Source organism: Sorangium sp. So ce367, from assembly GCF_051520455.1.
In the GTDB taxonomy this organism is placed as follows: domain Bacteria; phylum Myxococcota_A; class Polyangia; order Polyangiales; family Polyangiaceae; genus Sorangium; species Sorangium cellulosum_B.
In genome coordinates this window covers 6,086,528-6,101,287 of the sequence record NZ_CP150334.1, presented here as the reverse complement: position 1 = coordinate 6,101,287, position 14,760 = coordinate 6,086,528, and the positions used below count along the sequence as shown (strand labels likewise).

At 70.1% G+C, this 14,760-nt stretch carries 4 protein-coding genes; all 4 read left to right on the top strand.

The features are described 5' to 3' along the window. Positions 1–49 precede the first annotated feature (49 nt). The 4 genes from WME97_RS23140 to WME97_RS23125 all read left to right on the top strand — a co-directional run bounded on the left by WME97_RS23140 (position 50) and on the right by WME97_RS23125 (position 14,587). Positions 50–604, top strand: coding sequence for a GNAT family N-acetyltransferase (locus tag WME97_RS23140; RefSeq protein WP_437554918.1), 555 nt, complete (start codon positions 50–52; stop codon positions 602–604). A 357-nt stretch (positions 605–961) separates the two neighbouring features. Beyond that, the gene (locus tag WME97_RS23135; RefSeq protein WP_437555468.1) at positions 962–2,854 is read left to right on the top strand and encodes a phosphoenolpyruvate carboxykinase (GTP); all 1,893 of its coding nucleotides are present in this window, start codon (positions 962–964) and stop codon (positions 2,852–2,854) included. A 219-nt stretch (positions 2,855–3,073) separates the two neighbouring features. Beyond that, entirely contained in the window at positions 3,074–8,788 is a 5,715-nt protein-coding gene (locus WME97_RS23130; RefSeq protein WP_437554917.1) for a sensor histidine kinase, read from the top strand. Positions 8,789–8,899: 111 nt separating this feature from the next. Further along, positions 8,900–14,587: a sensor histidine kinase gene (locus tag WME97_RS23125; protein WP_437554916.1), complete on the top strand. Its 5,688-nt coding sequence runs from the start codon at positions 8,900–8,902 to the stop codon at positions 14,585–14,587. Positions 14,588–14,760 lie beyond the last annotated feature (173 nt).

Below are 14,760 nucleotides of genomic sequence, written 5' to 3'. Positions count from 1 at the left end.
GCGGGGCCACGGCAGGCTGCCGGGGTCTTGCGCCAGGGCCCAGAGACCCATGCAAGAAAAGCATATTTACCATCGAGACGAGCTCCCCGACGCCTTCCGGTGGCAGGCCGTGTCGTTCATGCGGGCGGCGTGGCCGTCGATATTCACGGGTCCACTCCGGCTGCTCAAGCACACGTATCCGTCTGACATCGGCACGGCGCACTTCACGATCAGCGAGGAGGAGGTGCTGCTCAGCTACGCTTCGGTGATGCGCCTCTCGCTGAGCCACGCGGGGGAGGAGCACGTCGTCTATGGCCTGGGCAACGTCTTCACGTCCCCGCCGTACCGGGGCGAAGGCCACGGGAGGCAGGTCGTGGAGATGGCGACGCGCTTCCTCCAGGACAGCGACGCCGATGTCGCCGCGCTGTTCTGCAACCCAAGCCTCGAGCGCTTCTACGCAGGATGCGGCTGGGAGGCGCCGCCCGGCGCGATCACGCGCATCGGCACGCCGGAGCGCCACTCCGAGTACAAGGAGCTCAGGATGATGCTGTTCCTCTCGGAGAAGGGGCGTCGCGCCCGGGCGGCGTTCGCGCGGGAACCGCTGTACGTGGCGTGGCCATGGTGAGCACCGGCGCGTAGGCACCGGGGGCATGGGCGGGTGGCGCGGCTGCCCGCGAGGCAGCCGTCGGGGCGAACCGCTGGACGGATTTCGGTCGGATTTCGGGCGGATCGACGACCCAGCGCGCGGCGCAGGGCTCGCCCCGCGGGCGCACCTGGTGCGCGCAGCCCTGCTGTAGCGATCGGGCTCAGGAAGAATCAGGGCAGCCTTCCGGCCGCATTTCGGCCAGAATTGCCGTCGAGGGCGGGCAGGGCCTGCGCTTTGCAGAGCGCGTTCGACCCAGAGAGCCAGGAGGGTACGCAAGTGTCCGTAGCAGCCAGCCAGAACAGCCAGAGCTCGTTCCACTCGGAGCCGCCGCCGCCGGTGTCGATCCCCGGCCTGCGGGCGAAGATCACGAACGAGAAGCTCAGGCAATGGATCGCCGAGGTCGTCGCGCTGTGCCAGCCGGACAACGTGCACGTGTGCGACGGCTCGAAGGAGGAGTACGACGCGCTGTGCGACCAGATGGTCAAGGCGGGCACGCTCATCCGTCTGAACCCGGAGAAGCGCCCGGACAGCTACCTCGCGCGCTCGGACCCGAGCGACGTCGCGCGGGTCGAAGACCGCACGTTCATCTGTAGCCGGCGAAAGCAGGACGCCGGCCCCACCAACAACTGGGCCGAGCCGCAGGAGATGAAGGCCACGCTGCGCCGGCTCTTCGCCGGGTCGATGCGGGGCCGCACGCTCTACGTCATCCCGTTCAGCATGGGCCCGATCGGCTCGCCTTACGCGCACATCGGCGTGGAGCTCAGCGACTCGCCGTACGTCGCCGCGAGCATGCGCATCATGACGCGCATGGGGCGCAAGGTGCTCGAGGCGCTCGGAGACGGCGATTTCGTCCCCTGCCTGCACTCGGTCGGCATGCCCCTCGCCCCGGGGCAGGCCGACGTGCCGTGGCCGTGCAACGCGGAGCACAAGTACATCGTCCACTTCCCGGGAGAGCGGCTGATCTGGTCGTACGGGAGCGGCTATGGCGGCAATGCGCTGCTCGGCAAGAAGTGCTTCGCGCTGCGCATCGCCTCGGTCCTCGGCAGGGAGCAGGGGTGGCTCGCGGAGCACATGCTGATCCTGGGGGTCGAGTCGCCGAAGGGCGAGAAGACGTATGTGGCCGCGGCCTTCCCGAGCGCCTGCGGCAAGACGAACTTCGCCATGCTCATCCCGCCGAAGGCGTTCGCGGGCTGGAAGGTCACGACGGTGGGCGACGACATCGCCTGGATGAAGCCCGGGCGGGACGGGCAGCTCTATGCGATCAACCCCGAGGCGGGCTATTTCGGCGTGGCCCCGGGGACGTCGGACAAGTCGAACGCGAACGCGATGGCGACCATCCGGAAGGGGACGATCTTCACCAACGTGGGGCTCACGCCCGACGGCGACGTCTGGTGGGAAGGGATGACCGACGAGCCGCCGCCGGAGCTCATCGACTGGCAGGGGAAGCACTGGACCCCGGACTGCGGCCGCAAGGCGGCCCACCCGAACGCGCGCTTCACGACGCCTGCGTCGCAGTGTCCGTCCATCGATCCGCGCTGGGACGACCCGAACGGGGTGCCCATCAGCGCGATCGTCTTCGGCGGGCGGCGCGCGACGACGGTGCCCCTCGTGGTCCAGTCGTTCAACTGGAGCTTCGGCGTCTACACGGCAGCGACCATCGGCTCGGAGATGACGGCGGCGGCCGCCGGCAACATCGGCCAGGTGCGCCGCGACCCGATGGCGATGCTGCCCTTCTGCGGCTACCACATGGGCGATTACTTCAACCACTGGCTGCAGATGGGGCGCCAGATCGTCAATCCGCCCCGCATCTTCTCGGTGAACTGGTTCCGCAAGGACGACCAGGGCAACTTCCTCTGGCCGGGCTTCGGGGAGAATATGCGCGTCCTCAAGTGGATCGTCGACCGCGTGCACGGCCGCGGCTTCGCGGAGGAGAGCCCGCTCGGCTGGATGCCGCGCTACGAAGACATCGAGTGGCGGGGCATGGACCGCTTCTCGAAGGAGCAATTCTACCAGCTGATGGCCGTCGACCGCGAGGCGTGGAAGGTCGAGTTCGGCTCGCACGGGGAGCTCTTCGAGCGGCTCTACGACCGGCTGCCCAAGGAGATCCTGCTGATGCGCGAGCTGCTCCTGTCGCAGCTCTGGCGCTCGCCGGAGCGGTGGGAGCTCGCGCCCGAGCGCTACCTCGAGGAGCACGAAGGCGACGACGCCGTCGACGAGCTCGGCGCGTAGAGGCCTCCCCGGGTGAGGGCGCCCGCGCGGCACATGGCGCGGGCGCTCCCCCGCGTCGGCGCCCAACGAGCACGAGGCTGGCGGCCGCTCACGCCGCTCGGCGGCATGACGAGGCGGGTCGCGCGGACTCGACCGCGCCCGAGTCGACAGCTGCCCCCATGTCCTGCTAGACCGCCAGGATCCAGCGCTCCACGGCGGGCCTTCCGCATGGGGCTCGCCATGGACGTGAGCGCTCCCTCCTACCTGATCATCGAGACGCTTCACGAGGGCCAGCGGACCCGCCTGCTGCGCGCGGTCCGGAGCGCCGATGGCCGCCCGGTGGTCCTGAAGGTCCTCGACCCGAGGCGCAGCCGCCCGAAGGACGTCGACCGCCTGAAGCACGAGTACGCGATCGGCAAGCTGCTCGACCACGCCGCCATCGTGGTGCCGCTCGCCCTCGAGACGCACGAGGGGCTGCCGGCGCTGGTCCTCGAGGACTTCGGCGGCGAACCGCTCGACCACCTCATCGGCGCGCCCATGGCCGCCGAGAGGTTCCTCGAGCTCGCGGTCCGCATCGCGTCCTGCGTGGCGGCGATCCACGAGCGGGACATCCTCCACAAGGATCTCAAGCCGCAGAACATCCTCGTCAACACGGCCACCGGCCAGGTCAAGCTCGCCGACTTCGGCCTCGCGTCCCGCTCCTCCCGCGAGCTGCCGCCGGCAGGGCCCCCGCGGCTCATCGAGGGATCATTGCCGTACCTGTCTCCTGAGCAGACGGGGCGAATGAACCGGGGGATCGACGGCCGCGCCGACCTCTATGCGCTCGGCGTGACGTTCCACGAGATGCTCACCGGGCGGCTGCCGTTCGAGGCGCAGGACCCGCTGGAATGGGTGCATTGCCACGTTGCGCGCCTCCCGCCGGCGCCCTCGGCGCTGGTGCCCGAGCTGCCCGAGGTGCTCTCGGCGCTGGTCCTGAAGCTCCTGGCCAAGATGCCCGAGGATCGCTATCAGACCGCCCGCGGCCTCAAGCACGACCTCGATCGGTGCCTCTCGCAGGTCCGGGCCACCGGCAGCATCGCGCCGTTTTCCCTGGCCGAGCGCGATGTCTCCGGTCGCTTCCAGATCCCTCGGAAGCTCTATGGCCGCGAGGGCGACGTGGCTGCGCTGCTCTGCGCGTTCGACCGCGTGGTGGCCACGGGCTCCCCCGAGCTCGTCGTGGTCTCCGGCTACTCCGGCATCGGCAAGTCGACGCTGGTCCACGAGCTTTACAGGCCGATCGTCCGGGAACGAGCGCTCTTCCTCTCGGGGAAGTTCGACCAGTACAAGCGCGACATCCCTTATTCCACGCTGGTCCAGGCGTTCCGGGAGCTCGTGCTCGAGATCCTCGCCGAGAGCGAGGACCGGATCGCGGCCTTCCGGCAGCGGCTGCTCGGCGCGCTCGGGGGCAACGGGCAGCTCATCGTGGACGTGATTCCCCACGTCGAGCTCGTCATCGGCCGGCAACCGCCTGTCCCCGAGCTCCCGCCGATCGAGGCGCAGAACCGGTTCCGGGTCGTGTTCCGGCACTTCATCGGGGTGTTCGCCCGGAAGGAGCACCCCCTCGCGCTCTTCCTCGACGATCTCCAGTGGACCGATTCGGCCAGCCTCGGGCTCCTTCGCGATCTGTTGACGCACCCCGAGATGCATCATCTCCTCGTCATCGGCGCGTACCGCGACAACGAGGTGAGCCCCTCCCACCCGCTCCTGGTGGCGATCGAAGAGGTCCGGAAGGAGGGCGCGCGCATCTCCGACATCGCGCTGGGCCCGCTCTCCCGGGAGCACCTCGCCGCGCTCGCCAGCGACGCGCTCCGCTGCAGCCGCGAGGACGCCGCGCCGCTCTCGGACCTCGTCCACGAGAAGACGGGCGGCAACCCCTTCTTCGCGATCCAGTTCCTCACCGCGCTGCACGAGGAGCGGCTGATCGAGCTCGACGAGGACGCCGAGGCCTTCCGGTGGGATGTGGCGAGGATCCGCGGAAAGGGCTTCACCGACAACGTCGTCGACCTGATGGTCGGCAAGCTCGCGCGGCTCTCTCCGAGCGCGCAGAGGGCGCTGCAGCAGCTCGCCTGCCTGGGGAACACCGCGGAGGTCGCCCTCCTCGCGATGGTCCGCGGCCGCACGGAGCAGGACGCGCACGCGGACCTCCGGGAGGCCGTCTCCGCGGGGCTCGTCCAGCGCCTCTCCAGCTCGTACAGGTTCATCCATGATCGGGTGCAGGAGGCGGCCTATTCGCTCATCCCCGAAGGCGAGCGGGCTGAGGCGCACCTCGCGATAGGCAGGCTGCTCGCCGCGCGTACGGCGCCGGAGGAGCTCGAGGAGAAGATCTTCGAGATCGTCAATCAGCTCGACCGCGGCGCTCCGCTGATCACGTCACGGGAGGAGCGAGAGCGAGGCGCCAGGCTCAACCTCGTCGCCGGCAGGCGCGCCATGGCGTCGGCGGCCTTCGCCTCGGCGCTCACCTACCTCGTCGCCGGCGCGGCGTTCCTGGAGCCGGAAGACGACCGCTGGGAGCGGCAGTACGAGCTCGCCTTCGCGATCGAGCTGCGCCGCGCAGAGTGCGAGTACCTGACCGGGGAGCTCGGCGCGGCGGAGGAGCGGCTCTCGGTGCTCTCGCGCCGCGCAGGGAGCCTGGTCGACGCGGCGGCGGTCGCGTGTGTGCGGGTGGACCTCTACACGACGCTGGATCGGAGCGAGCTCGCCGTCGAGATCTGCCTCGAGGTCCTGCGGCGCGTCGGCGTCGCGTGGTCGCCGCACCCGACGCAGGACGAGGTCCAGAAGGAGTACGAGCGGATGTGGGCTCAGCTCGGGAGCCGGCCGATCGAGGCGCTCGTGGGCTTGCCGCCGATGACCGATCCGGCGATTCGCGCGATCATGGACATCCTCACCTGGGGCCAGGCGCCGGCCTTGTTCACCGACCAGAGGCTGCACAGCCTCGTCGTCGGTCGCATGGTGAACCTGAGCCTCGAGCACGGCAACAGCGACGGATCGTGCTTCGGCTATGTCCATGTCGGCGTGGTCCTCGGCTCGCGCTTCGGCGACTACCGCGCGGGCTACCGCTTCGGCAAGCTCGGCCTCGATCTGGTGGACAAACACGGGCTCGGCCGCTTCAAGGCCCGCGTCTACCTGGACTTCGGAGTCCTGGTCAATCCGTGGACGAAGCACGTGCGCACCAGCATCGAGCTCATGCGGCGCGTCTTCGACATGGCGAGCGAGACCGGCGACCTCACCTTCGCGGCCTTCGCCCGCAATGCCTCGCTCGTGCTGCTGATCGCCAAGGCGGAGCCGCTCGGGGACGTGCAGCGCGAAGCCGAGAGCGCGCTCGATTTCGTACGGAAGGCGAGGTTCGGCCTCATCATCGATTGTGTCATCGCGCAGCTGCAGCTCATCCGGTGCCTCCGCGGTTTGACGCCCAGCTTCTCCTCCTTCAATGACGTGAGCTTCGACGAGGCCAGGTTCGAGCAGCACCTGGAGAGCGATCCGCGGCTCTCGGTGGCCGCCACCTGGTACTGGATCTGCAGGCTCCAGGCCCATTTTCACGCCGGCGATTACGCTGCTGCCCTCGCCGTGGCGACGAAGGTCGAGCGGCTCCTCTGGGCGGTGCAGTCGTTCTTCTATGTGACCGACTACCATTTCTATGGCGCGCTCGCGCGGGCGGCGCGCTGCGAGGTGGCGCCCGCGTCGCCGGCGTCGAACGACGAGCGGCGCCGGCACCTCGCGGCGCTCGCCGCCCACCACGCGCAGCTCGAGGTCTGGGCTTCGAGCTGCCCCGAGAACTTCGGCGGCCGCGCCGCGCTGATCGGCGCCGAGATCGCGCGCCTCGAGGGCCGGGCGCTCGACGCCGAGCTCCTCTATGAAGCGGCGATCCGCGCTGCGCGCGAGAACGGCTTCGTCCACGGCGAGGCGCTCGCGTACGAGGTCGCGTCGAGGTTCTACCGGGCGCGGGGGTTCGATCTGATCGCGGACACGTACCTGCGCGAGGCCCGCGCCTGCTACACCCGCTGGGGGGCGGACGGCAAGGTCAAGCAGATCGACCAGCAGAATCCCCGCCTCTGGGATACGAGGCCGCTCGCCCAGGCCGCCACCTTCGCGGCGCGGTCCGAGGAGCTCGACCTGCTCTCGGTGATCAAGGCATCACAGACAATCTCCGGCGAAATCGTCCTCGACCAGCTCCTGCGCACGCTGCTCACGTCCGTCCTCGAGCAGGGGGGCGCGCAGCGCGCTTGCCTCATACTGTGTCAGGACTCGCGCCTCGTCATCGAAGCGGAGGCGACGCTCGACGAGCGGGGCGTCTCGACGGCGATCCGGCCGGGTCCGGCGGAGGGCTCTTCGCCCCGCATTCCCATGTCGCTCGTCCGCTACGTCCACTGGACGAAGGAGCGCGTCATCCTGCACGACGCGGCGGCCGACGCGGGCAAGTTCTCCGGAGACGAGTACTTCGCGCGGAATCGGCCCAGATCGCTCCTCTGCGTGCCCGTCCTGAGGCAGGCCGAGGTGGCGGGCATACTCTACCTCGAGAACAACCTGCTCGCGGGCGCGTTCACGCACGAAAGGCTCACCGCGCTCTCGCTCCTCGCCACACAGGCGGCGATCTCGCTGGAGAACGCGCGCCTGCTCGCCAAGGAGCAGTCCGCGCGGACCACGGCCGAGGCAGCGGAGCGGCGCGCGGCCTTCCTGGCGGAGGCCGGGGAGATCATCTCCGCGTCGCTCGATCACGGAGAGGCGCTGTCGCGGCTCGCGCGGCTGTCGGTGCGATCGTTCTGCGACTGGTGCGTCATCGACTTTGCAGAAGGCGGGGAGACCCGGAGAGCTTTCTGTGCCCACAAGGACCCAGCGAAGGAGCCTTTGCTGGAGGAGCTGCGACGGCGATACCCTCCTGATCGGCACTCGCCCCACCCGTCGGCCCGTGCCTGGCGGGACGGTGGGCCCCTCCTGCTCCCCGAGATCTCCGACGAAATCATCCAGAGACACGCCGAGGACGACGGGCACGCGAGGCTCATCCGCGAGCTCGGGACGCGGAGCTCCGTCATCGTGCCGCTCGTGGCGCGGGGACAGGCGATCGGGATGCTGACCGTCGTCTCGTCCGCGCCGGAGCGCCGCTACGGGGACGCCGATCTCGCGCTCGTGCAGGAGGTGGCGCGCCGGGCCGCGATAGCGATCGACAACGCCCGGCTCTACCGCGCCGCGCAGGAGGCGGTGCGGATGCGGGACGAGTTCCTCACCGTGGCGACGCACGAGCTCAACACGCCGATGACGTCGCTCACGCTCACGCTCGAGGCCATGGAACGGACCCTCCGATCGGGTCGAAGCTGCGACCCGCAGGCCATGGGCCGGCAGGTCGACCGCGCGCTGCGGCAGGCGGCGCGCCTGACCCGCCTGAACAGCGAGCTGCTCGACGTCTCGCGGATCAACGCGGCTCGGCTGAGGCTCGATGTGGCGGAGGTCGATCTCGGGGAGGTCGTCCGCGACGTGCTCGCGCGGTTCAAGCTGGATCTGGCGCGCGCCGGGTGCTCGGTGTCGCTGCGGGAGTGCGGCCGGATCGTGGGCCTCTGGGACGGTTCCCGCGTGGACCAGATCGTCTCGAACCTGCTGGCCAACGCGATCAAGTTCGGGGCGGGCAAGCCCGTGGAGATCTCCCTCGGCGAGGAGGCGGGGACGGCGCGGCTCTCGGTGCGGGATCACGGGATCGGGATCGACCCGGCGCGCCAGGAGCAGATCTTCGAGCGGTTCGAGCGCGCGGTGTCGGACAGGCACTACGGCGGGCTGGGGCTCGGCCTGTACATCAGCCGCAGGATCGCGGAGGCGCACGGCGGCTCGATCCGCGTCGAGAGCGCGCTCGGCGCCGGGGCGACGTTCGTCGTCGAGCTGCCGCGGGCCGGGCCGCCGCGCGGGGCCGAGCCGCGCGGCCTGCCGGGCTGAGCGGCGCGCGCTGGATCGCCCCGCGTGGTATCCCCATGTCCCGCCAGCCGCCGGGGGGCCGGCGCTTCGCGGCGCGTCTTCCCCATCGGTGTCCGCATCGACAGGAGCGCTGTGTCCCCCTACACGATCACCGAGACGCTGCACGAGGGCGAACGGACCTGCCTGCTGCGCGCGGTCCGGAGCGCAGACGGCCTCCCGGTGGTCTTGAAGGTCCTCGACCCGAGGCGCAGCCGCCCCAAGGACACCGAGCGGCTGAAGCACGAGTACGCGATTGGCAAGCTGCTCGACCACGACGCCATCGTGGCGCCGCTCGCCCTCGAGGCGCACGAGGGGCTGCCGGTGCTCGTCCTGGAGGACTTCGGCGGCGAGCCGCTCGACCACCTCATCGGCGCGCCCATGGCCGCCGAGAGGTTCCTCGAGCTCGCGGTCCGCATCGCGTCCTGCGTGGCGGCGATCCACGAGCGGGACATCCTCCACAAGGATCTCAAGCCGCAGAACCTCCTCGTCAACACGGCCACCGGTCAGGTCAAGCTCGCCGACTTCGGCCTCGCGTCCCGCTCCTCCCGCGAGCTGCCGCCGGCAGGGCCCCCGCGGCTCATCGAGGGGTCATTGCCGTACCTGTCTCCTGAGCAGACGGGGCGAATGAACCGGGGGATCGACGGCCGCGCCGACCTCTACGCGCTCGGCGTGACGTTCTACGAGATGCTCGCCGGGCGCCTGCCGTTCGAGGCGCAGGATCCGCTGGAGTGGGTGCATTGCCACGTCGCGCGCCTCCCGCCGGCGCCCTCGACGCTGGTGCCCGAGCTGCCCGAGGTGCTCTCGACGCTGGTCATGAAGCTCCTGGCCAAGATGCCCGAGGATCGCTATCAGACCGCCCGCGGCCTCAAGCACGACCTCGAGCGGTGCCTCTCGCAGCTGCGGGCCACTGGCCAGATCGCGCCGTTTCCCCTGGGCGAGCGCGACGTCTCAGGTCGCTTCCAGATCCCCCGGAAGCTCTACGGCCGCGAGAGTGACGCGGCCGCGCTGCGCTGCGCGTTCGAGCGCGTCGTGGGCACGGGATCTCCCGAGCTCGTGCTGATCTCCGGCTATTCGGGCATCGGCAAGTCGTCGCTGGTCCACGAGCTCTACAGGCCGATCGTCCGGGAGCGAGCGCTCTTCCTCTCCGGGAAGTTCGACCAGTACAGGCGCGACATCCCCTATTCCACGCTGGTCCAGGCGTTCCGGGAGCTCGTGCTCGAGATCCTCGTCGAGAGCGAGGACCGGATCGCGGCCTGCCGGCAGCGGCTGCTCGGCGCGCTCGGGAGCAACGCGCAGCTCATCGTGGACGTGATTCCCCACGTCGAGCTCATCATCGGCCGGCAACCGCCTGTTCCCGAGCTTCCGCCGATCGAGGCGCAGAGCCGGTTTCGTGTCGTGTTCCGGCACTTCATCGGGGTGTTCGCCCGGAAAGAGCACCCCCTCGCGCTCTTCCTCGACGATCTCCAGTGGGCCGACTCGGCGAGCCTGGGCCTGCTCTGTGAGCTGGTGACGCACCCGGAGACGCGCCATCTCCTCGTCATCGGCGCGTACCGAGACAACGAGGTGAGCCCCTCGCACCCGCTCCTGTTGACGCTCGACCAGGCGCGGAAGGAGGGCGCGCGCGTCTCGGACATCGTGCTCGGCCCGCTCTCCCGAGAGCACCTCGGCGCGCTCATCAGCGGCGCGCTGCACTGCAGCCGCGAGGCCGCCGCGCCGCTTTCCGATCTCGTCCACGAGAAGACGGCCGGCAACCCCTTCTTCGCGATCCAGTTTCTCATGGCGCTCCACGAGGAGCGCCTGATCGAGTTCGACGTCCACGCGGAGGCCTGGCGGTGGGACGTCACGAAGATCCGCGAGAAGGGCTTCACCGACAACGTGGTCGACCTGATGGTCGGCAAGCTCACTCGGCTCCCTCCGAGCACCCAGAGCGCGCTGAAGCAGCTCGCCTGCCTGGGAAACAGCGCGGAGGTCGCCCTCCTGGCGATGGTCCAGGGCGGCTCGGAGGAGGACATGCACGCGGATCTCCGGGGCGCAGCGCACGAGGGGCTCGTCGTCCGCCTGGACGGTGCGTACAAGTTCGTTCACGACCGGGTGCAGGAGGCGGCCTATTCGCTCATCCCCGAAGGCGAGCGCGCGGCGGCGCACCTCGAGATAGGCAGGCTGCTCGCGTCGCGGGCGGCGCCGGAGGAGCTGGAGGAGAGGATCTTCGAGATCGTCAACCAGCTCGACCGAGGGGCCGCGCTGATCACATCGCGCGAGGAGCGCTCGCGGGCCGCTGAGCTCAACCTCATCGCGGGCAAGCGCGCGAAGGCATCGACGGCTTATGCGTCGGCGCTGAAGTATCTCGCCGCGGGCGCGGCGTTCCTGGAGCGGGAAGACGACGGCTGGGAGCGGCGGTACGAGCTCGCCTTTGCGCTCGCGTTCCACCGGGCCGGCTGCGAGTTCGTGACCGGCGAGCTCGGGGCGGCGGAGGAGCGGCTCTCGGCGCTCGCGGGCCGCGCCAGGAGTTTCGCCGACATCGCCGCCGTCACGTGCGCCCGCGTGGAGCTCTACACGATGCTGGATCGAAGCGAGCGCGCCGTCGAGATCTGCCTCGAGTCGTTGCGGCGCGTCGGCGTCGCGTGGTCGCCGCACCCGACGGACGAGGAGGTCCGGCAGGAATACGAGCGGATGCGGCGAACGCTGGAGAGGCGCCCGATCGAGGCGCTCGTCGACTTGCCACCGATGACGGATCCGGATTGCCGCACGCTCATCGACGTCCTCATGTCGGGCGAGCCGCCGGCGTCGCTCACCGACGAGAACTTGTTCTGCCTCATGGTCGGCCGCATCGCGAACCTCAGCCTCGCGCATGGCCACAGCGACGCAGCCTGCATGGCCTACGTCTGGGTCGGGACGGCCCTTGGCGCGTACTTCGGCGACTACCGCGCGGGCTACCGCTTCGGCGAGCTCGGCCTGGAGCTGGCCGAGAAGCGCGGGCCGCTCCGCTTCAAGGCCCGCGTCGACCTGGTCTTCTGGCTGATGATCAACCCCTGGAGCAGGCACATGCGCACCAGCGTCGATCCGCTGCGGCGGACCTTCCTCGCGGCGCAGGAGGCCGGCGATCTCGCCTATGCGTCCTATGCCCTCAACGGCTCGATCTCGCTCCTGCTCACCGGGGGAGCGCCGCTCGACGAGGTGAATCGAGAGGCCGAGAGCTCGCTCGAGTTCGCGCGTAAGGCGAAGTTCGGTCTCATCGTCGATCTCATCACCGCGCAGCTGCTGTTCATCCGGGCGCTTCGAGGCTCGACGCCGGCGCTCCCCTCCGACGAGGACGATCTCGACGAGGGGCGGTTCGAGCGGCACCTCGAGCGCGAACGACGCCTCTCGGCGGCCACGTGCTGGTACTGGATCGGCAAGCTGGAAGCGCGCCTTTTTGCGGCCGACCACGCCGCTGCCATCGATGCCGCCGAGAGAGCGCAGCGGCTGCTCTGGACGTCGCGGTCGTTCCTCGTGGTCGCCGAGTACCACTTCTATGGTGCGCTCGCGCGGGCGGGTCGCCATGACGCTGCGCCTGCCGACGAGCGGCCCCCGCTCGTCATCGCGCTCGCCGCCCACCGCGAGCGACTCGAGGTCTGGGCCAACAACTGCCCCGACAACTTCGGCGCCCGCGCCGCGCTGGTCGGCGCCGAGATCGCCCGCACCGGCGGCGAATGGGACAAGGCGGCGCAGCTGTACGAGCAGGCGATCAGCGCCGCGCGCGAGAGCGGCTTTGTCCACATCGAGGCGCTGGCGTACGAGATCGCGTCGAGGTTCTACCTCACCCGAGGGTTCGCTCTGATCGCGGACACCTATCTCCGCGAGGCCCGCGCCTGTTACGCTCGCTGGGGCGCCGACGGGAAGGTCAGGCAGATCGACCAGCAGAATCCGCGGCTCTCGGACCGGAGGCCGGTCGCCCCGAGCGCGTCGTTCGCGGCGCGCTCCGACGAGCTCGAGTTGCTCTCGGTGATCAAGGCGTCGCAGACCATCTCGAGCGAGATCGTCCTCGACCAGCTCCTTCGGACGCTGCTCACGGTCGTCCTCGAGCAGGGCGGCGCGCAGAGGGCTTGCCTGTTTCTGTGCCAGGACGAGCGCGTCACCCTGGAGGCGGAGGCCACCCTGGAAGGGAAAGGCGCGGCGACGATCCTCCTCGCGCCCTCGCTGGACGACGCTTCGTGGCAGCGAGTCCCCGGCTCGCTCGTTCATTACGTCCAGCGGACGAAGGAGCGCGTCATCCTGCATGACGCGGCCGCGGATGCGGGCAAGTTCTCCGGGGACGACTACTTCACGCGGTATCGGCGCCGATCGGTCCTGTGCGTGCCCATCCTGAGGCAGTCCGGGGTCGCGGGTCTGCTCTACCTCGAGAACAACCTCCTTGCCGGCGCCTTCACGTCGGACCGGCTCACCTCGCTCTCGCTCCTCGCTTCGCAGGCGGCGATCTCCCTGGAGAACGCGCGGCTCCTCTCCCAGGAGCGCGCCGCGCGGACCTCGGCCGAGTCGGCGGAGCGGCGCGCGGCCTTCCTGGCCGAGGCGGGGGAGATCCTCTCTGCATCTCTCGATTACGGAGAGACGGTGGCGCGCGTCGCGCGGCTGTCGGTGCTGACGCTCTGCGACTGGTGCCTCATCGACGTCGTGGAAGGTGGAGGGATCCGGCGGCTGTCGTGGGCGCACAGGGACCCGGCGAAGGAGCCGTTGATGGAGGAGCTGGAGCGGCGGTATCCCTCTCGCTGGGAATCGCGCCGCCCGGCGCTCCAGGTCCTCCGGACCGGCGAGCCGCTCGTGCTCCCCGAGATCCCCGAAGAGGCCCTCCGGCAGTACTGCGAGGACGACGATCACGAGAGGCTCATCCGCGAGCTCGGGACGCGCAGCGTCATCGTCGTGCCGCTCGTGGCGCGCGGACAGCCGATCGGGGTGCTGAGCGTCGTCTCGTCCGCGCCGGGGCGCCGCTACGGGGACGCCGACCTGGAGCTCGTCCAGGAGGTGGCGCGCCTGGCCGCGATAGCGATCGACAATTCACGCCTCTACAGCGCCGCGCAGGAGGCGGTGCGGATGCGAGACGAGTTCCTGACGGTCGCGACGCACGAGCTCAACACGCCGATGACATCGCTCCTGCTCACGCTCGAGTCCATGGATCGGGGGGTCCGCTCGGAGCGGCCCTGGGACCGACAGGCCGTGGGCCGGCAGGTCGACCGCGCGCTGCGGCAGGCGACGCGCGTGATCCGCCTGAACAGCGAGCTGCTCGACGTCTCACGGATCAACGCGGCTCGGTTGAAGCTCGATGTGGCGGAGGTCGACCTCGGGGAGGTCGTCCGCGACGTGCTCGCGCGGTTCAAGCTGGATCTGGCGCGCGCCGGGTGCTCGGTCGCCTTGCAAGAGCACGGTCGGATCGTGGGCCTCTGGGACGGTTCCCGCGTGGACCAGATCGTCTCGAACCTGCTGGCCAACGCGATCAAGTTCGGGGCGGGCAAGCCCGTGGAGATCTCCCTCGGCGAGGAGGCGGGGACGGCGCGGCTCTCGGTGCGGGATCACGGGATCGGGATCGACCCGGCGCGCCAGGGGCAGATCTTCGAGCGCTTCGAGCGGGCCGTATCGGACAGGCACTACGGCGGGCTGGGGCTGGGCCTGTACATCAGCCGCAGGATCGCGGAGGCGCACGGCGGCTCGATCCGCGTCGAGAGCGCGCTCGGCGCCGGGGCGACGTTCGTCCTCCAGCTGCCTCGGGCCGGGCCGCCGCGCCTCTCCGAGCCGAGCTCCCTGCCGGGCTGAGCGGCGCGGGCATGCACGTGGGCCTCGGGGATCCCTGCTCGTCGGCGCCTGCGAGGTGCACCGCGGAACTGCTGGGCCTCAGCCGTGGTATCTACCGATAGGGGGCCTCGGGTGGCACGACGGCGGGAGACCGTGACAGGGACTGCGGTGCGCGGCCTGCGCCGTGTGCTCAC